The following is a 21,830-nucleotide window of genomic DNA, read 5'->3' as shown; positions in this document are numbered from 1 at the left end:
GCACCGGAACTGGCCGTTCACGAGCCGAATTCGCCGGCCAACTGTTACAGGGAATCTCGTCCTAACTCGACGCTGCGCTGTCAGCCCACCCATGGCCGAGCCACGTTACGATGCCATGGCTCGTGAGCCTCGGACATATCCGCAGCCCGCGCGAACACGGTGTACACACGGCTTCGGCCGGTTCCCGTCACGGCAGTTCGCGATCACCGCCGCCTGGCTCGAACTCGCCCTGACCGGCATCGACCTGCTCTGCTGGACCCGGCACCTGCTCCTCGTGGTCGGATGGGCGGCCGGCGCTGCGCTCGTGACTGAGGTTGATCGCGCCGGGGGTCCGATCATCGGCAGGCTCGGCCGGCCTTACGGCGCTGACATCGCCTTTTCCCGCACCGGCCACGAACGCAGAAACGCCCGAGCCGGCAGAGGAAAGCGGCTGGCTCGGGCGTCCGGGTGCGATCGGTTACTACATCTCGCAGTTGGTCTTCGTCCCGGCTGCCGCAACCAGGCAGAAGTCACCGGTGGCGCCGTCGAGGCCGCCGTCCAACACGTCCAGCGCGGCGCTGTCGCCGTCGCCGGTGAGGAAGTCGTCGCCGCCCTCGCCGTACAGGTGGTCGCTGCCGAGACCGCCCTGGCCGATGTCGTTGCCCTCGCCACCGTGGATGGTGTCGTTGCCCTTCGCCCCGGTCAGGACATCCGCGCCGTCGTCGCCGTACAGATTGTCGTCGCCGTCGTCGCCGCTGAGCACATCGTTGGCGGTTCCGCCGCGGATCGTGTCGTTGCCTGCGCCGCCGGAGATGACGTTCACCGCGGCGTTGCCGGTCAGGGTGTCGTTGCCGCTGCCGCCGTACAGGTTCTCGACGTCCGCTTGCAGGGTGTCTTTCTCGTTCCTCTGACCGTCGTCGCCGGCCACCCCGTCGAGGTCGGCGATCACGGCCGCGGTGTGATCGGTGTACATCACGGTGTCTGCGCCTGCGCCGCCGATGACGGTGTCCGCGCCGGCGCCGCCGATGAACACGTCGCCGCCCGTGCCGCCGTCGAGCCGGTCGTTTCCGGCGTCGCCGGTGAGGCTGTCGATGCCGTCCTTTCCGACGAGTTTGTCGTTGCCCGCCCCGCCTGACAGCGAGTCGTTACCGGGGCCGCCGGTCAACGTGTCGTCGCCGGCACTGCCGAGGGCCACGATGCCGAGGTCGCTCTTGTTGGTGACGGAGTCGTTGAGATCGCCCAGGTTCACGGTCACGTAGGTGGGTGCGTCGGCAGTCTTGCAGCGGACCTTCGTCGCGTCGCCTCGGACCGCCACGCAGCCGTGGCCGGCCTTGACCTTGACCCGGTCGTCGATGGTGATCGTCTTGCCGGAGCGCGTGACGACGACCGCGTTCTTGTTCCCGGCGGCGGCAGTGAAGCTGACCGTGGCCGAGCCGACGACCTTGGCGACGCCGGGCGTCGCAGCCAGGGCCGGTGTGCCGATCGCCGTCGTGGCGGCGGCTACGACGGTGAGGCCCAGGGTGATGTGGGCGAGCCGGGGCGGAAAGGACATTGCCATGCGGAATGACTCCTCGATATGAACCGTCGCGTGCCGAACGGAAGGGGCACGGATGCTGGATCGTACGGGAGATCAACAAGCCGGTGGGGCCCCGACGGTGATACCGGTCAATTCCCCCAGGAGCTGCAATCAGCGGTCAGCGGTTCATTGTGGACGCGATCGGCATGGCGGGGATGGTCAGCAATCTGAGCGATCGATGGGCGCGGTCTCCTGGGGCTGCCCTTCGAGGCCGGGAAGCAACGGGCCGCCCGAAAGGCTGGTGGCAAGGTTGATCATCATTGATATCATCCGCCCGGATGATGCGGGCCGAACGCCGGCCAGCGGGGAGATGTCGGGTAGGTCCGTATGGCGATGATGGACAGGATTCGCGGCGAATTCATCGATATCGTTGAGTGGCTGGACAGCAGCCGCGACACGATCGTGTGGCGATTCCCGCGGTATCACAACGAGATCAAGATGGGCGCCCGCCTCGTGGTGCGCGAGTCGCAGGTGGCCGTCCTCGTAAACGAGGGCACCATCGCGGACGCTTTCGGTCCCGGCACGCACATTCTGCACACCCGGAATCTCCCGGTTCTGTCCACTCTCAAGGGCTGGAAGTACGGGTTCGAGTCGCCGTTCAAGGCCGAGGTGTACTTCGTCAACACCCGGCAGTTCACCGACCTCAAATGGGGCACCCAGAACCCGGTCATCGTCCGGGATCCGGAATTCGGCATGGTGCGGCTGCGCGCGTACGGCGCGTACGCTTTGCGTATCGTCGACGCCCGTCGATTCCTCACCGAACTGGTGGGCACCGACCCGGAATTCCGTTCCGAAGAGGTGGCCGGCTATCTCCAGCAGCTGATCGTGAGCAGGCTGACCTCCGCACTGGCCACCGCACACGTGTCACTGCTCGACATGGCGGCCCACCAAGAGGCCATCGGGGCGCAGCTCACCGAGGTGCTCGCCGAGCAGCTCGCTCCGATGGGCCTGAAGATCCCGACCGTCATCGTCCAGAACATCTCGGTGCCGCCCGAGGTGGAGCAGGCGCTCGACCGGCGTACGCAGATGGGCATCATCGGCGACCTGCAGCGGTACACGACTTTCCAGACCGCCAACGCCATCGAGGACGCCGCAAGGAACCCCGGCGCCGCGGGGCTGGGCACGGGACTGAGCGCCGGGATGCTCTTCGGCCAGCGCCTGGGTGGGGCTCTCGACGGGAACGCCGGCCAGGCGTCCGTGCCGACCCAGCCGCCTCCGTTGCCGGTGACCCCGCAGTGGTACGTGGGTGTGGGCGGCAGCCAGCAGGGCCCGTTGGACCTCGGCACCCTCAGCGGGCAGGTGGGCGCCGGTGCGATCACCCGAGAAACGCTGGTGTGGCGGGCCGGAATGGCTCAATGGGAACGAGCCGCAGACATACCCGAGCTTGCGCACCTGTTCGCCCACATGCCGCCCCCGATGCCCCGATGACCGGCCCCGGGCAGTCCACCACCGTCTCCTCCAGCTGCCCGTCCTGCGGAGCCGCGATGGAGGTCGTTCACGACGCGGGCGTCATGCGATGCCCATACTGCCGGCGCGAGGTCCCGCTGCCGGCGTCGCAGGCCGCAGGCTGGCCGTTCGGTACGGGCGGCACAAGCGTGCCGCACATCACCATCAACACCACTCGGACGTTCACGGAGACGCCCGAAGTTCTGCGCCGCAAGAAGTTGGTGGCGTTGTTCATGGTGCTGGCGGTTTTCCTGGCGATCGGGTCCATCATGTACCCGATCCTGTCGTCCACCTTCTTCGATACGTCCGACAAGGCGGAAGAGGTGCAGGTCGGCGCTACGGCGCGGGTCAAGTCGTTCGAGGCGACGGTCCGCGGCGTCGACTGCACCAAGCAGACGATCACTCAACCCGATGATCCGGCGACCTCCTACGACGACACCAATTCCGAGAAGGCCGAGGGCAAGTTCTGCGTGGTCTCCTTCTCGGTGAAGAACGTCGGCGAGAAGACCGACACCTACCCGACGACGAGCATCGAGGCCACCAACGCCACGGAACGCGTGCTCAACAGAAGCATCATCGCCGAGGAGTACGCCAACAAAGGGAAACGAGAACTCGACCAGCCGATCGATCCGGGAAAGACTGTCGACCAGCTTCTGGTCTACGACGTTCCGGCCGACACGACCCTCGCGTACCTGCAGATCTCCGACGACCTGTTCGCCGATTCCATCATCAAGGTGAAGGTCAGCTGAGCAGGCCCGTCATCGGCGGCCCTCAAGCCGGCAGGCTGATCGCCACGGCGTGGAGGCGATCAAGGCGGTTCGCGGCGGCCGTCGTCGTCACTTTGAGCCTGATCAGCGTCGGCTTCATCGCATTCGAGGACTGGAGGACCCTGCACGCCCGTAGTTTCTTCCGGGAGCATCGAGGCGACTTCGTCACGGTAGCCGACATGGCGAGCCGCGGGGCCTTCGGTGGCGACATCGCCGATGGTCCGCTACTGCCCGAGGGCTTGGGATATCTGTCCGGAAAAGGGCAGGCGGCCTCGATGATCCTGCAGGAGAACGGAAAGCGGGTGCTGTTCCTGCCGGCCGGCAAGGTTCGCGGCTGTGCAGCCGGCTACGTCTACCCCGGCCTCGAATTGGCGTTCGACGTCTACGACGGCTGCGCGAGCCGGATGCCGATGGCCGACGGCTGGTACTGGACGGACTGACCGGCGAGCGCTAACGCACGCCCCGGAAACTCGCCGCCAGGTGGGCGTTGCGTCGCTCGATCAAATTCCTCATGTACGGCCCCAGCAGCGCATGGCTCACCACCCCGACCGGAGCCACGAACGCAATGACGTCCCGCATCATCGTGACCTCCGCATCCGGGTCCCACGAGAACAGATGCTCGTGATGCCACCGCCGGAACGGCCCCCGTACCTGTTCGTCGACGAACCGCACCGGCCGCGAGTAGGCCGTGATCCGTGACGTCATCCGCCACCGCACCCCGAAATGCCGCGCCGACCAGGTCACCTCGTCCCCGAGCCGCATCCGGCCGGTACGCACCCCGCCCACGATCCGCTCCCCCGACCCCGACATCGACGCCGTATGGGTGCCGACGTCGAGGCTCAGGTCGAACAACTCTTCCGGGGCGGCCGGGACCGGAGTCAAAACTTCGAAGATGGGCATCCGCCCAGAATGCCGCCAAGGGCCGGCCGGGCGGCGCGAATCGCTGGGGCCGGCCAGGGCGGCTCAGTTCTGGTCGTAGCTGACGAGCAGCATGTCGCGGCGGGCGGGCTCGGTGTCCGCCGGCGAGATCGGCGACGTGTAGTGCAGCAACGCCCGGTCGTCGAGGTAGAGCGAGTCCAGCGGATGCTCCAGAACGCCCTTGAGCAGGTGGGTGCCGTCCTCGCCGCAGACCTCGGTCTCGCCGCCGACGACGTTCTCGCGCTTCATCAGGTGCATGGAGACGTACGCGAAGCCGTCGCGGTGCACGCCCTCGGGCACGGGCTCGCCGACCGCGTCCCGGGACCCGACGATGCGGACCAGGTGGATGTTGACGTCCCAGCCGGTTGCGGACGCCGGCAGCTGGTCGATGTTGAATTGCAGCAGCTCCAGCAGGAACGGGTTGCCGCCGGCCTCGGGCGTCACCGGCGCGAAGGTCCGCTCGGTCCCGCCGAAGAGCTTGTTGTCCTTCTTGGACTGGAAGTACGGACCGTCGGGCTGCCGGGTGAGCTTCCCGCCCTCATAGCGGTAGCGCGCGTGCCGCCGGAAGCGGTAGCGGTGCGGCTCCGCAAGGTAGGGATCGGCGGGGAGGTCGTTCCACGCCCCGGCCAGCTCGGACAGGGTGGCGGGATGGTCGGGACCGAGCAGGAGGTCGCGGCCCCGCAGGAGGCAGTAGCCACGTTCGGCCAGGTCGGTGGTGATGGATTGACGTGCTGAGATCACGATCGTCGCCTCCACAGCGGATCTTCCCATAGTACGGCGTCCGCCGAGGTCAAACGGTTTCGGGCGGCTCTTCGCCGGGCTCGCGTATCCGCCACGAGATGTCGAAGCCCTGGTGCGGCATGATCGCGTACGCCATGGTCCAGATGCTCTGGGTGCGGTCGCTGTGCACCTGCTTGCTGAAGGCCCGCCACGGCGCCGATTGGAAGGCGGAGACCTCGAGCTCCTCGTCGTGCTCGATGTCCAGCTCGACGCTCTCGGTGGCCTGCAGCGCCCGCCAGAAGTTGACGTCGTTGGCGCGCTGGATCTTCGTACGCCGAACCATGATCATGATTTCATCGCCCGGATCGACCCGGGGCGTGGGGATGTGGTACTCCAGCGCGCTGCCGAGCCGTTCCGCGTACTGGGCGAGCTTGTCCTCGTCGAGGGTCTGGTCGTCGTCGGAGCCCACGCCGTCCGCGCGCAGACGGTCACGCTGGCGGCTGGGCTGCAGGCGGACCTCGGTCAGGCGGCCGTACCCGGGAAATCGGTCTTCGTAGTTGAAGTCCGACATGCAGTGCAGGTCGAGCACGCGGGACTCGGGCGAGGTGTTGCAGAGCCGGTAGCGCTCGAAGATCTTGATGCTGACGAACTCCGGCGCCTCGGCGAGCCGGTGAATCTTGAGATTGAGCCGATAGTCGCGGTTGACCACGGGCACGTCGATGATCTGGCGCTGGATGGAGAGGAAGACCGGCTCGGTGATCTTCTCGGCGAGCAACGCCCGGACGCTGCCGCGCTCCAGCACGTTCTCGAGCATCCGCTCGGAGATCTCCCGCTGCTCCTGCGACAGCCGGCGCACGAACCGCTCCATGTCCCGGCGCGACGAGCGCTCCCAGGTGGCGAGCACGATGCCCGCCAGCAGGATCGTGGTGCTCACGTCGGACCAGATGCGGTCCACAACGGGGAGATTCGCCTGCAATTTGACGGTTTCGCGCAGCGTGTAGAGCAACAGATAGGAGACGACCGAGATACTCAGCAGCACACCGGGGATCACCCACTGGTTGTTGCGCCCGTTCAATCGACCTCCCCGGCGACTTCCTGCGTCCACAGTGGCAGGGAAGAGCAACTTACCGCTTGCTGCACCTATGTAGGCTGCGTACATGGGCTTGCGGATGACCACCTCGGTTCTCAAAGTGATCGCTGCCCTGCTCGCCGACCCCACTGCCGAGCGGTACGGCCTCCAGTTGATGGACGCCACCGGGCTGCCGAGCGGCACCCTCTACCCGATCCTGGTCCGGCTGGAGCACGCCGGCTGGGTCCGCTCGGAGTGGGAGACCATCGACCCGGTCGCCGAGGGCCGCCCGAGCCGCCGCTACTACCGCCTCACCGCCGAAGGCGAGACCGAGGCGCGACGCGAAGTGGCGGCGATGCACCAGCAGCTGACCCGCGGCACGGGCACGACACAGCCGGGACTCACGACATGAGACCCGCCGCCTCACTCGCCCGCCGGCTGGTGGCGCTGGCCGCCCGCCGCTGGCCCCGCGACCTCGCCGAAGACCTCGAGCGCGAGTGGTACGCGGAGCTGAACGTCCTGCGCGACCGGCCGGGACGGATGCTCGCCTTCGCCGCCAGCCTGGCCGTCTCCCCCACCGCCGACGGCCCGACCTGGCACGACCGGGCACGCGCCGCCGCCACGCCGGTCGCCGTGACCCTGCTCGCGGCGGCCCTGTTCAACGGCGTTCAACTCGCGAAGCACCACCTGGGCCCGTGGGCGGCCGCCGGGGCACTGGCCGTCGCGGTCGCGGTCATGGCCGTCACGAGCCGCCGACCCACGCCCGGGCGGGTGGTCCTGCTCGGCTTCTCCCTGTACGCATTCCTGCTGGCCGGCAACACGGTCGCCGTGATGCCGTTCATGGGCTGGCGCGACGTCGGACCGGCGATCGCTGTATGGACCGTCCTGACCGCTTTGACACTCCGGGCGGCCTCCTCGCGGGTCGTCGCGGCCGTCGGCACGCTTGCCGCTCTCGACCTGGCGGTGGCGGCCGGCTGCCTGCACGCGGCCGCAACGCTCGGCGTCCCGGCGTCGTCGGCGGGGCTCTGGCTGCCGCTCAGCTTCCTGCCGGGCGGGGCGATGGAGTCCGTGCCGACCCTGCTCGTCGGGAACGCCGCGGCCATGGCCGGGCCGATGGCGCTCTGTTCGGCGTACGTGCTGGTGGGCCTGCTGCGCCCGCCGGCGATCGGTCGGACTCGGGTCGGCCTTGCGGTCCCTCGGCTCGTTCGGGTCGGCAGCACCGCCGCCGGGATCACCGCCGCGCTTGCCACGGTGGCCGCCGGCGAGCTGCTGCGCCGGTCGGCTCCCTCGGTGGAACGGCTCGCCGACAACTCGGCGGTGTTCGGCTTCGGCTTCCTGGCGCATTCCGGTGCGTTGGCGGCCACGGCGTTGCTGGTCGCGATGCTTGTGGCGTACCGCCGCCCGGCCGAGCAGGGGTGACGGCGCACCGCGACGGCCCGGCTTGTGGGGTCGTCGCGCCTCTTGCCACCCCTATGTAGAGTTCCTACTATGGGTATCCCTCGCCGGTCACTCCTCTGGTTGCCCGCCGCCGTCGCCGCAGCCGTCACCGCCTGGGCCGTGCTGGCCCGGCCGGCCCGTGTCCGCCTCTCCGACCTCGGCGTCTACACCGGCGCCGTTGACGGCCTGCGGCACGGCGCAAGCCTCTACGACTTCATGAGCGCCGGGCACGCGCCGTTCACCTATCCCCCGTTCGCCGGCCTGCTGTTCCTCCCGCTCGCCGACGTGCCGGTGCTGCCGCTGCAACTGCTCTGGACGCTGGCCACCATCGCCGCGGTCGCGCTGACAGCACTGCTGCTCGACCGGCGGCGCGCACCGGCGTACGCGCTGGTCCTGGCCCTCTCCGCCCCGGTCTCCTCGAACCTCAAGTACGGGCAGATCAGCCTCTTCCTCGCCGCGGCGATCGTGGCCGACGTGCTGGCCCTGCGACGAAGCCGCTGGCAGGGCGCCCTGATCGGCGTCGCCGCGGCGATCAAACTGACCCCGCTGATCTTCATTCCGATGCTGTGGCTCGCCGGTCGCCGCCGCGCGGCCGTGACCGCGGCCTCGACCTTCCTCGCCTGTGCCCTCGCGGCCGCCATCGCACTACCCGGCGACTCCTGGCGCTTCTGGACGTCCGAGGTGTTTCACGTCAGCCGGCTCGGCTACATCTCCTCGGTCGGCAACCAGTCCCTGAACGGCGTGCTGATGCGCTTCGACGTCCCTGGCCCGGCCCGCTCCTGGATCGCGTTGACCGTCGGCGGGGGCATCGCGGCAACAGGCCTGTGGCACGCCGCCCGCCTCGGCCGCCAGGGGCAATGGCTCCCAGCCCTGATCATCACCGGCGCGGCGAGCGTGGTGCTCTCCCCGGTCTCCTGGACGCATCACCAGCTCTGGCTCGTGCTGGCGGCGCTCCTCCCCGTGCGCGGAAAACTCTGGCCGGTCCTGGTAGTCGCTCTGATGGTGATGCCGGTGACGGCCCTCGGCCCACCGGCATGGAGCAACTCCCGCCTCCTGCTGGCCGTGGCGATCACAGTCGTAGCGCCCATGTTCCTGAAGGATTCCCCGAGATCTGCCGAGGGTGGGGTCCGTCGAAGCGGCCTATTCGGAACAGTGCGGATCGGGGGCGAACGGATGCCCAGCCGATCGGCTTCGCAGGAGCCGCACCGCGTGCCGCTCAGCCAGCCCATGCCCCCGACGGCGCGTGCGCCGCACCCGCGCCGCCGCAGCAACAGCCCGGCGGCGCACCGCCTCGTCGGTCCGCTCCCGGAGTCGAAGCCGCCACTCGTCTGACATCAACGCCACCACCTCGGACCTCGCCAACCCTTGCCGGTCCGCCCGACGCTAGCGCCCACCCCCGACATTGTCGGCGACGGCCACCCAACCAGTCCGTCTCCGTACCGCGATCATGCTGTCAGGATCTTCCCCAGGTGAGGTGACGAGGGGTTATGCATGATCCAAGCGGCGGGACTCCGGATCGGGTGGCACGACCTGCCCCGTCCCGTACGGCGGAAGGTCGAGTCGCTGATCGGTGACCGGGTGGCGACGGCGACGTCCCAGCGGGGCGGTTTCTCGCCCGGTACCGCCGACCGGGTGGTCACTGAGCGCGGACGCCGTGCATTCGTCAAAGCCGTCAGCGTCCACCTCAACACCACGTCGGTCGAGCTGGCCCGCCGCGAGGCCCACGTGACCGGGCAGATGCCCGATGCGGCGCCCGTGCCCCGGCTCCTCGGCTGCTTCGACGACGGCGAGTGGATGGTGCTCGTTCTCGAGGACGTCGACGGTCGTCACCCGCGTACCCCCTGGGTCGACGACGAGGTGGACGCGGCCGTGAGCGCGCTGCGCGACCTGGCCCACCTCCTCACGCCGGCGCCCATGGTCGGTGTGCCGCAGGCCGGCGAGCGACTCGCGGAACAGTTCGCCGGGTGGGCCTGTCTGCGGGCCGACCCGCTGCCTGGCCTGGACCCGTGGACCGCCGCCCACCTCGACGATCTGAGCGCGGCCGCGGAGCGCGGACTCGACGTCCTGCGGACCGGCGCGACGGTCGCGCACTGCGACATCCGGGCCGACAATCTTCTGGTACGCCGTGACGGCTCGATCACCGTCGTCGACTGGCCGTGGGCCTGTGCCGGGCCGCCCTGGCTGGACACCGTCCTGCTGGCGATGAACGTGATCGTGCACGGCGGGGACGGCGATCGGCTCCTCGTCGGCGTCGATCCGGGACAGGCCGTCGACGTGTGCGCGGGGTTCGCCGGATACCTGATGGAGCGCTCGCGGCATCCGTCGCCCGGCATCCCGTACGTGCGCGACTTTCAGCGGGCGCACGCGGAGGCCCTGCTGCCGTGGCTGCGCGAGCGACTGCCCCGGAGGGGGTGACCGGCAGGTGGGACCTCCAGCACACCCTCGGGGTCCGGGCAATCCGGGGCATTAGTCTGGTACGCCTGTGAGCTGGGCTTCGGCGTGGCGGCCCGGACGATCGATCCCCCAAGGAACGTTCTCCTAAGGAAACGGAAAGTGATGATCGACCAAGCCAAGGTACGAGTTCTGCTGCTCGAGAGCATCCACCCCGACGCGGTGTCCCGGCTCGAGGCAGAGGGTTACCAGGTCGAGTCCGTCCGCAACGCCCTCGACGAGGTCGAGCTCCTCGAGCGCATCCCGGGCGTGCACCTGCTCGGCATCCGCTCCAAGTCGCGGGTCACCGCGAAGGTGCTGGAGGCGGCCGACAGCCTCGTCGCCATCGGCGCATTCTGCATCGGAACGGACCAGATCGACCTCGCCGCCGCCTCGCAGGCCGGCATCGCGGTCTTCAACGCCCCGTTCTCGAACACCCGCTCGGTCGTCGAGCTGGCGCTGGCCGAGATCATCGCGATGACCCGCCGGCTGACCGAGAAGAACGAGCTGATGCACAAGGGCGTCTGGGACAAGGCGGCCAACGGCAGTCACGAGGTCCGGGGCCGCCGGCTCGGCATCGTCGGGTACGGCAACATCGGCACCCAGCTCTCCGTGCTCGCGGAGAACCTCGGCATGCACGTGTCCTTCTACGACACCGCCGACAAGCTCGCGCTCGGCAACGCGCAGCGGTGCAGCTCGCTGAACGAACTGCTCGAATCGGTAGACGTGGTGACGCTGCACGTCGACGGCCGTCCCGGCAACGCCGGCTTCTTCGGTGCCGAGCAGCTCGCCAAGATGCGGCCGGGCTCGATCTTCCTCAACCTGTCGCGCGGCATCGTCGTCGACCACGTCGCCCTGCGCGAGGCGCTGACCAGCGGTCACCTCACTGGCGCCGCCGTCGACGTGTTCCCCAAGGAGCCGAAGGGCCGCGGCGACGAGTTCGTCTCCGAGCTGCGCGGGCTGCCGAACGTGATCCTGACCCCGCACATCGGCGGCTCCACCGAGGAGGCGCAGTCGGACATCGGGGACTTCGTCGCCAACAAGCTGGCGCACTTCGTGCAGGAGGGCAACACCACGCTGAGCGTGAACCTGCCCAGCATCGCCCTGCCCGCCCAGGCCGGCATGAGCCGCATCATCCACGTGCACCTGAACATGCCGGGCGTCCTGGCGCAGGTGAACAGCATCCTGGCCGAGCACAGCGTCAACGTCGAGGGCCAGATGCTGAGCACCCGCGGCGAGTACGGCTACCTCATCACCGACATCAGCGGCAGCTTCAGCGAGGACGTCCTCGACCAGCTGCGGGCCATGAGCCAGACGGTCCGGCTGCGGGTCCTGTCCTGAGCGTGACCGGGTGGCCCTACTTGGCGGTTTCGATCGACAGCAGGGTCACCCGGGCCTCGGCTTCGACGTCGTAGCGGTCGTTGGTGGCCCAGTCCTTCGGCGTCACGGTCGATCCCGGCGGCACGTCGCGCAGCGTCCGCGTGCCGGCCGCCACGGTCTTGGCGCCGCCCTTCACCTGCACCCTGACCGGGTTACCGGCCGGTGACGTCATCGCCAGCTCGTCCACCGCGCCGGTGACCTTCAGCGGCACGGTGCCGGCCGCTTCGGGCAGCTGGATCGCCGAACGCCGGGCGCCGCCCGCCAGGTCGATGCCCCCCACCTTGCCGGTCTGCAGGTTGAGGATCTGCTCGTCGGCGGCGCCCGAGAACCGCAGCGTCCAGGTCACCTCGGCGGAGAGTACGACCTCCACCTCGCCGCTGCCGGCATCGCCGTCCGGGGTGAGTTGCAGCCGCACACTGTCCTGCGTCAGCTCGGGCTCGGGCAGCACGCCGGAGCCCGCGGGCGCGGTCATCCGGTAGAGGTCGTTGCCGAGGTCCTCGTTGCGGACGGTCACCCGGGTGACCGCGCTGACCAGTTCGAAGCTGGCGGCGGTCCGGCCGTCCAGCGGCGCGGCCACCGTACGCTTCTCGCTCTTGCCCGCGCCGAGCTCCAGCACGGACGTCAGGTCCTTGTCGGGGCCCGAGAAGTACGTGACCCCGGCGACCGTGGCACCCATCGCCACCGCGGCGGTGAGGACGATGCCGGCGACCATGACGCCGCGGCCGCGACGCGGTTCGGCCGGCTTCCCGGCGGGCGACACGGGCGCGGCGGGGTGTCGCGGTGCCCGGTGCTGCCGGATCTCGTGGCCGGGGCCGCCGACGATGTCTCCCACGCCCTCGTCCGCATCGGCGGCCGGCCGGGACAGCGGTCGCCGCGACCGGTCGAGCACGGACTCCGCGGTGACCGTCTGCGGCGGCCGCAGCGCGCTGAACCAGTCGTCCTCATCGGAGTGCCGAGCCACCCGAGCGGTCTCCGCGGTGTCCCAGCCGGGCGTAACCGAGGGAGTGTCCCCGCCTGGCGGCACTGAGGGGGCGTCCCAGCCAGGCGCCACCGAGGGGCCGTCCCAGCCGGACGCTGCCGCTGGGGCGTCCCAGCCGGGCGCCACCGCGGGGGTGTCCCAGCCGGGCGCCGCCGAGGAGGTGTCTCTTGCGGAGCGCGAGGGAAGCGGCATTTGCGGCGTAGCGGGCGATTGCATCGGCGCACCCGATGTCGGGCGTCCGTCCCGCGTGGTGCCGCTGATCGGTCCGGCGCTCACGCCGAAGGACGTACGGCCGGAGGTGGCCGGCGGCGCGGGCCCGAACTCCGGCTCGGGTGCGGGTCGGTGGCTGCCCTCGGAGGGCGCGGAGAAAGCGTTCCAGCTTCCGGAGTCGGCCATGCTGTCATCTACCTCATCACGGAGCGGGGTTGCCGCGGACGGGCGGCGGTAGAGCGAGTCGTTGTCCCGGTTGGCCCAGCCGGCACCGGAGTTCGGCGGTAGTGCCGCCGGCGCCAAGGACACATCGGACGGATCCACCAGCGGTCTTTGCACGCGAAGCCCTCCCGCCCACGCCGGCGCCGTCTTCCCACGAGGCGCTCCCGGCCAGTGGTACGGATCCCGCGGCTTAGCGGATGAGTGCAAGCGTGAATTACTCTGCGTTATGTCCGTCCGGGCGTAGCAGGCCCCGGCGAGTGGCCACTGCCACCGCTTCCAGCTGGCTGTGCGCGCCGAGCTTGCCCAGCACCGCCTTCACGTAGCCACGGCACGTGTGCACGCTGATACCGAGCCGCCGGGCGATCGCCCGCGGGTCGAGTCCGGAGCCCATCAACACCAGCACCTCGTGCTCACGCGCGGTCAGGCCACCGGCTCGCGGTCCGACGACGGGCGCGGTGCTGCGCAGGAGTCGCGCGAGGATGTCCGTGGACACCGTCATGCCGCCGCCGTGGGCCGTACGGATCGCGTTCATCACGTCGCCGAGCGGGCCGTTCTTCGACAGGAAGCCCGAGGCGCCGGCGGCCGTCGCGCGACCGACCAGCGCGGACTCGTTGTTCGCGGTGAGAATGACGAACCGCGTGTCGGGCTGCCGGTGCCGCAGCAGCTCCGCGATGGCAATGCCGTCCGCGTCCGGAAGGTCCGGATCGAGCAGCACGACGTCGGGACGCACCTCTTGCACCATTCGGATGGCCTGTTCGCCTGTACGCGCATGTCCCACGTACAGCAGCTCGGGCTGCCCGGCCAGCGCCACACCGAGCAACTCGGCGAACGTCTGATGCCCGTCCACCACGAGCACCGTGATCGCCTCGCTCACCATTAACGCCTCCTGATCCGCCAGCGCTGGAAGTCTATGTGTCCCCCGCGCGACGCCAAGGCGTACCAACAGTCTGACAGGCCATCCGAGCCAATCCGATCGCAGTGGCCGCCCGCCGTGCGGATGAGTCCGAGCGGCCGCCATAACTCGTATCTTCGGTGGAACCTACCCCTTGCTTTCGGGGTTCTGTTCACCGTCGAGGTGGCTTGTCGCACGACCGTCCCCCGTCCAGGGTGTTACGCCATGTACGAAATCCAGCTCTTCGGTCCTCTCGAGGTTCGCACGCGCGGACTGCGCCTTTCCGGCTCGGATCTGGGCGGCGCCGAGCCGCGGCAGATCCTCGCGCTGCTGGCGCTGCACGGCGAGGTGCGTACGGCGGAGCTGACCGAATTGCTCTGGGGCGGCCCGGGTCATGAGGACAAGGTGGAGAGTCATCTGTCCCTTTTGCGCCATCGGCTCGACCCCGACGGCGACGACCGTGACTCGGTCATCGCCTCGACCCCCGGCGGCTACTCCCTGGTGGCCGAGCGGGTACGCGTCGACGTTGCCCGCTTCGACGAGCTGGTCGCCGCCGCCTCGGGCCGTACGGCCAGCCGGGCCCTGCGCCCGCTGACCGCCGCGAGCCACCTGGCGACCCGCCCCCTGCTGGAGGACGTCGACCAGCCGCATTGGGCCGCGGAGGCCCGTGAGCGCTACCGCCGGCGCCTGTCGGAAGCGCTGCTGGACGCCGGCCGGCGCGCCCTGGCGGCCGGAGACCCCCAGACGGCCCGGCGCCTGGCGGAACAGGTACAGGAGCTGGATCCGCGACGCCCGCTGGACGAGGCGGAAATCGCCGCATAGGCCACCCGACCCCTCCCGGCAGGCCCGGCACTGCTCGGCCGGAGAATCGTCCGGTGCGCACCGAACTGCTCCCCGTACCCCTGGCTCCGGAGATCTCCCTGCACCTGGCCGGCGGCGGCACGGGGTTGTTCGACGCGACCGGCGGCGAGTTCCGCAGCGACGTCCCGCCTCCGTTCTGGGCCTTCGCCTGGGCGGGCGGCCAGGCCCTCGCCCGCTACGTGCTGGACCACCCGGAGACGGTGGCGGGCCGGCGGGTGCTGGACGTGGCCTGCGGGTCCGGCGTCGCGGCGATAGCGGCGGCCCGCGCCGGTGCGGCGACCGTCGAGGCGCTGGATCTCGATCCCGCGGCGGCCGAGGCGGCGGAGCGCAACGCCGCCGCCAATGGCGTGACGGTCCGGACGAGGGCGGCGGACATCTCCGACGCCGGACCGGCCGACGTGATCCTGGCCGGCGACGTCTTCTACACCCGCAGCGTCGCCGGCACCATGACGGCCGCCCTGCGCCGGGCCGCCGGTTCCAGCGGTCTGATCCTGGTTGGCGATCCCGGACGCGGGTATTTCCCGGAACGACTCTTCGTCCGCCGGGCGCAGTACACGGTGCCGGTCCCGGCGGCACTGGAGGAGACGGATGCGCTGGCCACGGGGGTGTGGGAGATGCGGAACACAATGCATTCATCAACCAACAAGTTGTAAGCTGCACGCATCTGCCAAGGAGGTGGGTGCGTGACGAAGCCGGACACCGGGGACGCGACCGGGCGGCTGGCCGACGAACTCGTCCGGTTCTTCCGCCTGGGGCCGCGCACCAAGGGCATGCTCAACACGGGAGATCTCGGGGCCGAGTTCTCCGCGCTGATGCTGTTGTTCCCGCTCCGCCACCTCGGCCCGATGCGGGTTACCGACCTGGCCGAGGTCAAGGGCGCCGACCCGTCCACGGTGAGTCGGCAGGCGGCCCAGCTGGTGAAGGCGGGCCTCGCGTGCCGGCAGGCCGACCAGGCCGACGGCCGCGCGTCGAGGCTGGCGGTCACCGAGGCCGGCCGCAGGGCCTGTGCGCACCTCCACGAGGCCCGGCAGGCACTGCTCAGCGAGGCGCTGAGCGACTGGCCGGCCGAGCGCGTCCGCGCGTTCACCGACCTGTTCGAAGAATTCAACAGCTCCGTCGAGGCGCTACTGCGCAGCGACCCAGCCGTATCAGTACGGGAGAACCTGTGAGCAAGTCGAGTACCACCGCACCGGCGACGGCCGGGCCGGGGGCTGCCGCGAAGGGTGCCGAGCACTCCGCGGAGTTCACCCACCGGCAGATCATCACGGTTCTGATCGGCCTGATGATGGGCATGTTCCTGGCCGCACTGGACCAGACCATCATGGCGACGGCGACCCGGACCATCGCGGACGACCTGGACGGCTTCAACCTGCAGGCGTGGGCGACGACGGCGTTCCTCATCACGTCGACGATCTCCACCCCGCTCTACGGCAAGCTCTCCGACATCTACGGCCGGCGGCCGTTCTTCCTGTTCGCCATCGGGGTCTTCATCGTCGGCTCCATGCTCTGCGGGCTCTCGCAGAACATGTACGAGCTGGCGGCCTTCCGCGCGATCCAGGGCATCGGCGCCGGCGGCCTCATGTCGCTGGCCCTGGCGATCATCGGTGACATCGTCCCGCCCCGCGAGCGCGCCAAGTACCAGGGCTTCTTCCTGGCGGTCTTCGGCACCGCCAGCGTCATCGGCCCGATCCTCGGCGGCTTCTTCGCCGGCGAGGACAAGATCTTGTGGGTCGACGGCTGGCGCTGGGTCTTCTATATCAACGTCCCGCTCGGCATCGCAGCCATGATCGTGGTGGCCCGGGTGCTGCACCTGCCGCACCACCGGACCGACCACCGCATCGACTGGCCCGGCGCGCTGGCGCTCATCGTCGGCCTCGTGCCGCTGCTGACCGTCGCCGAGCAGGGCCGCGACTGGGGCTGGGACTCCCCCAGAGCCATCGCCTGCTACGTGATCGGCGCGTTGGGGCTGGTCGCCTTCGTGGTCGCCGAGCGGGCGTACAAGGACGAGGCGCTGCTGCCGCTGCGGCTGTTCCGCAACCGTACGATCGCCGTCGGCTCGGCCTCCAGCACGATCGTGGGTATGGCGATGTTCGGCGGCCTGATGACCGTCCCGCTGTACCTCCAGATCGTCAAGGGCAGCTCGCCCACGGTGGCAGGCCTGCAGATGATCCCGTTCGTCGTCGGCATCATGGCCGGCTCGATCACCGCGGGTCAGCTGATCGCGCGCACCGGCCGCTACCGGATCTTCCCGATCATCGGCAGCATCCTCATGGCCGCGGCCCTGGCTCTGTTCTCCCTCATCGGCGCCGACACGCCGCTGTGGAAGACCATGCTGATCATGGTGCTGATGGGCCTCGGCCTGGGCGGCAACATGCAGCCGATGATCACGGCCGTACAGAACGCGGTGTCGCCGCGCGAGATCGGCGTGGCCACCAGCTCGGTGACGTTCTTCCGGTCGATGGGCGGCACGCTCGGCACGGCGATCTTCCTGTCGGTGCTCTTCAACGTCCTGCCGGGCAAGCTCGAGGACGCGGGCTTCCCCACCCGGGGTGGCGGCGGCGACCTGAGCGACACCTCGTTCATCGCCAAGCTGCCGGCGCCGCTCGCGCACGCGTTCAAGGTCGGCTTCGCGGACGGCATCCACATCGTCTATCTGATGGCGCTGGCGGTCATGGTCATCGGCCTGGTCGTGGTCTTCTTCCTGCCGGAGATCCCGCTGTCCCAGCGCTCGGCGCAGCAGCAGCGCGCCGAGGACGCCGCGGCAGCCTCCGCCGCCGGCGGTCCGCCGGGAGCGCACTGACGATCAACGACCGCACAGGGTACGGGCGCAGCACGCGCTCGTACCCTGTGCCGTATGCCAGTAGTGAAGATCAACGCGATCGACGTCCCCGAGGGCGCAGGCCCCGAACTGGAGCAGCGCTTCGCCGCGCGGCAGGGAGCGGTGGAGAACGCCGAGGGCTTCCTCGGCTTCGAGCTGCTCCGGCCCGTCAAGGGCGAGACTCGCTACTTCGTCTACACCCGCTGGGAGTCGGAGGAGGCGTTCCAGGCCTGGTCGTCAGGCATGGGCCGCGCCGCTCACGCGGGCGAGCGCGCTCGCCCGGTGGCCTCCGGCGCCGACCTGCTCGAGTTCGAGGTCGTCCAGCAGGTCTCGAAGTAGGGATCGCCCGTCAGCCGTCGGCTTTGCGGGCCGCCGCCGCGATCAGGCGCTCGGCCACCTCTTCACGGGGGAGGCCGAGCCTCTGGGCGGTGTCCCGCAGCACGTCGTACGCCTCCCGCACACCGCAGCCGCGCTGAGCGATGATCACGCCGGCGGCCCGGTCGACGGTGGTGCCCTCGCGCAGGGCCTCCCGCCGATGCACCTCTCCCACCAGCACCTCGGCCTGGTTGACCACCACCATCACGGTCAGCAGCGTGTCCGGGTCGACGCCGCCGGGGCACCCGGTGAAGAAGCTGACCGAGCCGACCGCCGAGCGCGGGATGTCGAGTGGCACCGAGGCGATGCCGTGCACGCCCTCGGCGCGGGCCCGGTCGGCGAGTTCCGGCCAGCGTTCTTCCGCCGCCAGGTCGTGGACGGCGACGACCGTACGGGTCCGGGCGGCCTCGAGGCCGGGGCCCTCGCCCGTCGCGTACTGGATGTCGTCGACGGCCTGTCCCTGCGACCCGGACGCAGCCAGGGTGGGCGGGCCGCCCTCGCCGATCAGCGCGACCGAGCAGCGCAGGGCGCCCGGGAGCGCAGCGGTCACAAAGGCGGCCAGCCGGTCGAGAGCCTGCGGGACGTCGTCGGCGCCCAGCAGGCGCACGGACAGCTCGTGCAGGAGGCCGGCAAGCTCGATGGGATGCGCCGGCTCACCGCCACGACCGGAGCGGGACGCCTTGCCCGGCACCGGACGGCGGGTCTTGGCACTCCCCCGCCCCGCGTTACGCCGGGGCCGCGGCCCGCGGGCGGCGTTCCCACCCGGGGCTCCCTCCGTCGTCCGGCCCGCATCCGGGTCCCCGGCGGCGATCGGCGCGACCGCGATCGTGGACTCCGGGGTACTCCGGACCCGGCTTCGGACGCCGAGTCCCTTGGAATCGGGTATGAGGGCGGTCGTGCGGCGACGCGGCGTCAGACGCCGCCCGGTGCTCCGTTGCGGGGCAGACATTTGCCCGATATTGCCATGCGGATCCGTGAACACGAAAGTGGTGTCCACTAACGGGTGCCGTCGGCGGGCGTAACCGTCTGGTCCGACGTGCGATGTTCCAGGAATGTGCTCGGCGCGGCGTCCGGCAGCTCTTCGCGCTCGTCGGACTCGGCCAGAATGGCCTCGGCCTGGCCCTGCGGGTCGGCACTTCCCGCGCTGCGCTCCTCCGGCAGCAGGTCAGCCGCCCGCTGCTGCACCCGATCATCATTCATGCCGATCGTGTACCCGCGATCATGAGGGCCGAAAACAAACGTCGCTCCCGGCGGGGCCGGGAGCGACGTCACGTAGGTGCCGGTGTGCAGGTCGCCTCGCGGCGAAAGGCTCAACGCGGCTCCAGCCGAACGGTATTCCGCGAAGGCAAAGGGTGAGGCCCGGGGACACTGGGCACACCGACATCTGCTCTCAACGGTCGGCAGGCCCACCCCATTCCACGAGCAATTGTGACCTGGACCACATGATTGCCGACGGCCCCGCCGGGTAGTCCGGAGCTGTGAGCGATGACCTGCGAGTGTTGGACGAATACCTCGACGAGGCCTATTCCGGGCAGGAGCGCCTGAGCAGCGCCGACCTGCAGCGGGGGGCGATCGCCGCGGACCTGCCGGCGACGGCGCTGACCCGCATCGACGCGCTGCCCGAGGGCGAGTACGCCCAGGACGAGGCCGCCGAGGCCCTGCGAACTCTGGACGCCTGAGGAGCGACATGACCCAGCAGAACGAACGCCTGCCGGCCTTCGGGGACTCCGACGGCACCCCCGACGGGGACGACGACTTCGCGAGCGAGCACGACGCCACCGCGGTCGAGCCCGCCGTCATGGAGGGCGAGGACTCCGGCGAGCAGGAGAGCCCGCGCGGCTGGGCGGGCTTGGACGGCGAAGGCCCACCCTGATCACGGCACAGCGAAAGGCCCCGGCGGGAAGCCGGGGCCTTCGCCGTCGTCGCCGCCCTAAGCCACCGCTCGGCCGTTCACCGAAGGCTCGGACTCCTGGTGGTCGCCCTCCGCTGCCTCCTTGGCCAGCGAGTACGCCATCTGCAGGAAGTCGGACGCCGCCGTCGCGGTGAACACTGTGGCGGCCAGCCGGGTCAGCCTCGGCGCGAACACCAGGCCGCTGGTCAGCCCGGTGGCCACCCAGACGGCCAGGCAGAACGGGCAGCTGACCAGCTCACCGATCGAGTGGCGGATCGAGTTGCCATCGTCGCGGACCTCCTCGTTGACCTCGCCACTGCCGCCGGGTTCCGCGTACCGGGTGAAGGGGGCCCGCAGCGGGCTTGTGATCGAATCCTTGGCGATCAGCCGGCTCAGCTTGTGGGTGGCGATCGAGATCAGCACCACGTCCGACACGGCCGGGCGATCCGGCACCACACGTCCGGTCACCTTCGCGGCGACGGCGAGGCTGCCGGCGAGTACGCCGAAGGCGCTCATGGTCACCGCGTACCCGTCCAGCGGCCGGTGCTCGTGGGGGGCGTACTGCCGTCGCAATCGTTCGAACCGGCCGCGTACCGAGGAGGTCATGCGCACGGGTCCTCTCAGAAGTCCTGGGTGAGCCGGTGCGGGTCCACCTCGCGGCCGGGGTGCCGGGCGAGGTATTCCGTCTCCAGCTCGGCCGTACGGCGCAGGTGGTTGGCGAGCGCCGCGTCCGGACCGTGCCGCAGGGTCTGCAGCCGCGTACGGTGCAGGCTCCCCAGCTCACGGATCAGGTCCTCGTCCGCGAGCCCGGCGGGGTCGATGCCCTGCTCGGTGCCGACGCGGTCGTCGACCTCGGGGTCGCTCATGATCTCTCCCTTCTCGGTGGTTCCCGCAACGGTTGCCCGTGCCGCCTGTCGTCAAACCCCCGCTGGGTACGCTCGACCCATGAGAGGGCTGTGGACCCCGGCGTGGATCGCGCGCCATGTGGTCGCGCTCGCGCTCGTGATCGGCTTTCTCGGCCTGGGCTGGTGGCAGTTCAGCCGCGCCACCGGCGGCAACACGCTCAGCTGGGGCTACACCTTCGAGTGGCCGGTCTTCGCCCTCTTCGTGGTCTTCCTGTGGGTGCGCGAGGTGCAGCAGGAGCTCCGAGCCGGCCCGCAGGCGCCCGAGGAGCCCGCCGAGGCCCCGGCGGCAGCGCTCGGCGGCGACACGCCCGTGACGGTGCGCCGGCCGGTACGCGTGCCGGTGGGCGCGCAGCCGATGCCCGCCGACGACCCCGAACTGGACGCCTACAACGACTACCTCGCCTGGCTCAACGCCCACCCCGGCGCCCGGCCCGGCGACTACCCCGGACGCAAGAGCAGCACCAAGTAGAAGGACGTGGACCGTGCAGGGAGCCCTCACCCGCTACCGGATCATCGCCTGGATCGTCGGCGTGGTCCTCATCGTGCTCGTGCTGGTAGGCATGCCGCTGAAGTACGCCGGCCACAACGACACGGTGGTCGCGGCCGTCGGACCCGTCCACGGTTTCCTCTACATGATCTACCTCGTCGCCACCTTCGACCTGAGCCGCCGGGCCGGCTGGCCGCTCGGGAGGATGCTGCTGGTGATGCTCGCCGGCACGATCCCCTTCTTCTCGTTCTGGGCCGAGCGGGTCGTCTCCCACAAGTGGGCCGTCCAGGGGATGGACACCCCGCCCGCGATGGCGCAGAAATAGAAGGGTCACGCTGCGAAAGCGTTGAATCGCAGCCCGTTATCGGGATCATTCCCATATTTGTGATAATTGGCGCAAGTCACTCTTCCGGCTCTTGTGTTAATTGAGATCGCCGATAAGTTGATGCGGTTGGTCCGGTCCGCAGC

General features: G+C 69.9%; 26 protein-coding genes. 17 read left to right on the top strand and 9 right to left on the bottom strand.

The features are described from left to right. Window positions 1–460: 460 nt before the first annotated feature. A complete protein-coding gene (locus tag AB0368_RS31955; protein WP_366157738.1) occupies window positions 461–1,537 on the bottom strand; it encodes a calcium-binding protein in 1,077 nt (358 codons plus the stop codon). Window positions 1,538–1,888: 351 nt separating this feature from the next. Here AB0368_RS31955 and AB0368_RS31950 point away from each other — a divergent pair, with 351 nt between their 5' ends. The 3 genes from AB0368_RS31950 to AB0368_RS31940 all read left to right on the top strand — a co-directional run bounded on the left by AB0368_RS31950 (window position 1,889) and on the right by AB0368_RS31940 (window position 4,208). Further along, a complete protein-coding gene (locus AB0368_RS31950; RefSeq protein ID WP_366157737.1) occupies window positions 1,889–2,983 on the top strand; it encodes an SPFH domain-containing protein in 1,095 nt (364 codons plus the stop codon). A gap of 56 nt (window positions 2,984–3,039) precedes the next feature. Next, window positions 3,040–3,750 (top strand): DUF4352 domain-containing protein, encoded by a 711-nt coding sequence (locus tag AB0368_RS31945; RefSeq protein ID WP_366157736.1) that lies wholly within the window; start codon window positions 3,040–3,042, stop codon window positions 3,748–3,750. A 92-nt stretch (window positions 3,751–3,842) separates the two neighbouring features. Continuing rightward, window positions 3,843–4,208: a hypothetical protein gene (locus tag AB0368_RS31940; protein WP_366157734.1), complete on the top strand. Its 366-nt coding sequence runs from the start codon at window positions 3,843–3,845 to the stop codon at window positions 4,206–4,208. A gap of 10 nt (window positions 4,209–4,218) precedes the next feature. Here the strand turns inward: AB0368_RS31940 and AB0368_RS31935 are convergent, their stop codons facing one another. Together AB0368_RS31935 and AB0368_RS31930 are read right to left on the bottom strand one after the other, a co-directional pair. Beyond that, window positions 4,219–4,668, bottom strand: a complete 450-nt coding sequence (locus AB0368_RS31935; protein ID WP_366157733.1) for an SRPBCC family protein — start codon at window positions 4,666–4,668, stop codon at window positions 4,219–4,221. Window positions 4,669–4,731: 63 nt separating this feature from the next. Further along, window positions 4,732–5,427 carry a 2OG-Fe dioxygenase family protein gene (locus AB0368_RS31930; RefSeq protein WP_366157732.1) on the bottom strand — a complete coding sequence of 232 codons (696 nt, stop codon included), beginning with the start codon at window positions 5,425–5,427 and terminating at the stop codon, window positions 4,732–4,734. Window positions 5,428–6,563: 1,136 nt separating this feature from the next. Here AB0368_RS31930 and AB0368_RS31925 point away from each other — a divergent pair. The 5 genes from AB0368_RS31925 (at window position 6,564) to serA (ending at window position 11,683) form a co-directional block, all read left to right on the top strand. Beyond that, window positions 6,564–6,887, top strand: coding sequence for a PadR family transcriptional regulator (locus AB0368_RS31925; protein ID WP_366157731.1), 324 nt, complete (start codon window positions 6,564–6,566; stop codon window positions 6,885–6,887). Beyond that, on the top strand, window positions 6,884–7,894 hold the full coding sequence (locus AB0368_RS31920; RefSeq protein ID WP_366157730.1) for a hypothetical protein: 1,011 nt from the start codon (window positions 6,884–6,886) through the stop codon (window positions 7,892–7,894). The genes AB0368_RS31925 and AB0368_RS31920 overlap by 4 nt, the downstream gene beginning before the upstream one ends. A 69-nt stretch (window positions 7,895–7,963) precedes the next feature. Then, window positions 7,964–9,244 (top strand): glycosyltransferase 87 family protein, encoded by a 1,281-nt coding sequence (locus tag AB0368_RS31915; RefSeq protein WP_366157729.1) that lies wholly within the window; start codon window positions 7,964–7,966, stop codon window positions 9,242–9,244. 159 nt (window positions 9,245–9,403) lie between these two features. Continuing rightward, a complete protein-coding gene (locus AB0368_RS31910; RefSeq protein ID WP_366157728.1) occupies window positions 9,404–10,327 on the top strand; it encodes an aminoglycoside phosphotransferase family protein in 924 nt (307 codons plus the stop codon). Between the two features lie 141 nt (window positions 10,328–10,468). Beyond that, window positions 10,469–11,683, top strand: coding sequence for a phosphoglycerate dehydrogenase (gene serA, locus AB0368_RS31905; RefSeq protein ID WP_366157795.1), 1,215 nt, complete (start codon window positions 10,469–10,471; stop codon window positions 11,681–11,683). A gap of 16 nt (window positions 11,684–11,699) precedes the next feature. On the opposite strand, the gene AB0368_RS31900 is transcribed toward serA, so the two are convergent. Together AB0368_RS31900 and AB0368_RS31895 are read right to left on the bottom strand one after the other, a co-directional pair. Further along, entirely contained in the window at window positions 11,700–13,097 is a 1,398-nt protein-coding gene (locus tag AB0368_RS31900; RefSeq protein ID WP_366157727.1) for a hypothetical protein, read from the bottom strand. Between the two features lie 250 nt (window positions 13,098–13,347). Continuing rightward, window positions 13,348–14,010 (bottom strand): response regulator transcription factor, encoded by a 663-nt coding sequence (locus AB0368_RS31895; RefSeq protein ID WP_366157726.1) that lies wholly within the window; start codon window positions 14,008–14,010, stop codon window positions 13,348–13,350. A gap of 240 nt (window positions 14,011–14,250) precedes the next feature. On the opposite strand from AB0368_RS31895, the gene AB0368_RS31890 reads away from it, so the two are divergent. From AB0368_RS31890 to AB0368_RS31870, 5 genes are read left to right on the top strand one after another with little or no spacing between them, the layout of a single operon-like run. Further along, window positions 14,251–14,847 (top strand): hypothetical protein, encoded by a 597-nt coding sequence (locus tag AB0368_RS31890; RefSeq protein ID WP_366157725.1) that lies wholly within the window; start codon window positions 14,251–14,253, stop codon window positions 14,845–14,847. Between the two features lie 53 nt (window positions 14,848–14,900). Further along, entirely contained in the window at window positions 14,901–15,539 is a 639-nt protein-coding gene (locus AB0368_RS31885) for a 50S ribosomal protein L11 methyltransferase (protein WP_366157724.1), read from the top strand. Between the two features lie 30 nt (window positions 15,540–15,569). Next, a complete protein-coding gene (locus AB0368_RS31880) occupies window positions 15,570–16,055 on the top strand; it encodes a MarR family transcriptional regulator (RefSeq protein ID WP_366157723.1) in 486 nt (161 codons plus the stop codon). Continuing rightward, window positions 16,052–17,686 carry an MDR family MFS transporter gene (locus AB0368_RS31875; RefSeq protein WP_366157722.1) on the top strand — a complete coding sequence of 545 codons (1,635 nt, stop codon included), beginning with the start codon at window positions 16,052–16,054 and terminating at the stop codon, window positions 17,684–17,686. The genes AB0368_RS31880 and AB0368_RS31875 overlap by 4 nt, the downstream gene beginning before the upstream one ends. Window positions 17,687–17,740: 54 nt before the next feature. Further along, entirely contained in the window at window positions 17,741–18,043 is a 303-nt protein-coding gene (locus tag AB0368_RS31870; RefSeq protein ID WP_366157721.1) for an antibiotic biosynthesis monooxygenase, read from the top strand. Between the two features lie 10 nt (window positions 18,044–18,053). Here the strand turns inward: AB0368_RS31870 and AB0368_RS31865 are convergent, their stop codons facing one another. Further along, the gene (locus AB0368_RS31865; RefSeq protein WP_366157720.1) at window positions 18,054–19,028 is read right to left on the bottom strand and encodes a GAF and ANTAR domain-containing protein; all 975 of its coding nucleotides are present in this window, start codon (window positions 19,026–19,028) and stop codon (window positions 18,054–18,056) included. 47 nt (window positions 19,029–19,075) lie between these two features. Further along, window positions 19,076–19,279, bottom strand: a complete 204-nt coding sequence (locus AB0368_RS31860) for a hypothetical protein (RefSeq protein WP_366157719.1) — start codon at window positions 19,277–19,279, stop codon at window positions 19,076–19,078. 278 nt (window positions 19,280–19,557) lie between these two features. On the opposite strand from AB0368_RS31860, the gene AB0368_RS31855 reads away from it, so the two are divergent. Then, the gene (locus AB0368_RS31855) at window positions 19,558–19,758 is read left to right on the top strand and encodes a hypothetical protein (protein WP_366157718.1); all 201 of its coding nucleotides are present in this window, start codon (window positions 19,558–19,560) and stop codon (window positions 19,756–19,758) included. Between the two features lie 8 nt (window positions 19,759–19,766). Beyond that, window positions 19,767–19,952: a hypothetical protein gene (locus tag AB0368_RS31850; protein WP_366157717.1), complete on the top strand. Its 186-nt coding sequence runs from the start codon at window positions 19,767–19,769 to the stop codon at window positions 19,950–19,952. A gap of 57 nt (window positions 19,953–20,009) precedes the next feature. Here AB0368_RS31850 and AB0368_RS31845 read toward each other — a convergent pair whose 3' ends face one another. Beyond that, complete coding sequence (locus AB0368_RS31845; RefSeq protein ID WP_366157716.1) at window positions 20,010–20,576, bottom strand: DUF1360 domain-containing protein; 567 nt, start codon at window positions 20,574–20,576, stop codon at window positions 20,010–20,012. 14 nt (window positions 20,577–20,590) lie between these two features. Further along, on the bottom strand, window positions 20,591–20,836 hold the full coding sequence (locus AB0368_RS31840) for a DUF6158 family protein (protein ID WP_366157715.1): 246 nt from the start codon (window positions 20,834–20,836) through the stop codon (window positions 20,591–20,593). Between the two features lie 79 nt (window positions 20,837–20,915). Between AB0368_RS31840 and AB0368_RS31835 the strand changes: the two genes are divergently transcribed. Both AB0368_RS31835 and AB0368_RS31830 read left to right on the top strand, forming a co-directional pair. Next, window positions 20,916–21,344: a hypothetical protein gene (locus AB0368_RS31835; protein WP_366157714.1), complete on the top strand. Its 429-nt coding sequence runs from the start codon at window positions 20,916–20,918 to the stop codon at window positions 21,342–21,344. Window positions 21,345–21,357: 13 nt separating this feature from the next. Next, the gene (locus AB0368_RS31830) at window positions 21,358–21,687 is read left to right on the top strand and encodes a DUF3817 domain-containing protein (RefSeq protein ID WP_366157713.1); all 330 of its coding nucleotides are present in this window, start codon (window positions 21,358–21,360) and stop codon (window positions 21,685–21,687) included. Window positions 21,688–21,830 lie beyond the last annotated feature (143 nt).

It is taken from the genome of Actinoplanes sp. NPDC051475 (assembly GCF_040689425.1).
GTDB lineage: Bacteria > Actinomycetota > Actinomycetes > Mycobacteriales > Micromonosporaceae > Actinoplanes.
The sequence above is the reverse complement of the archived record's forward strand: the minus strand, read 5'-3'. Positions and strand labels throughout refer to the sequence as shown.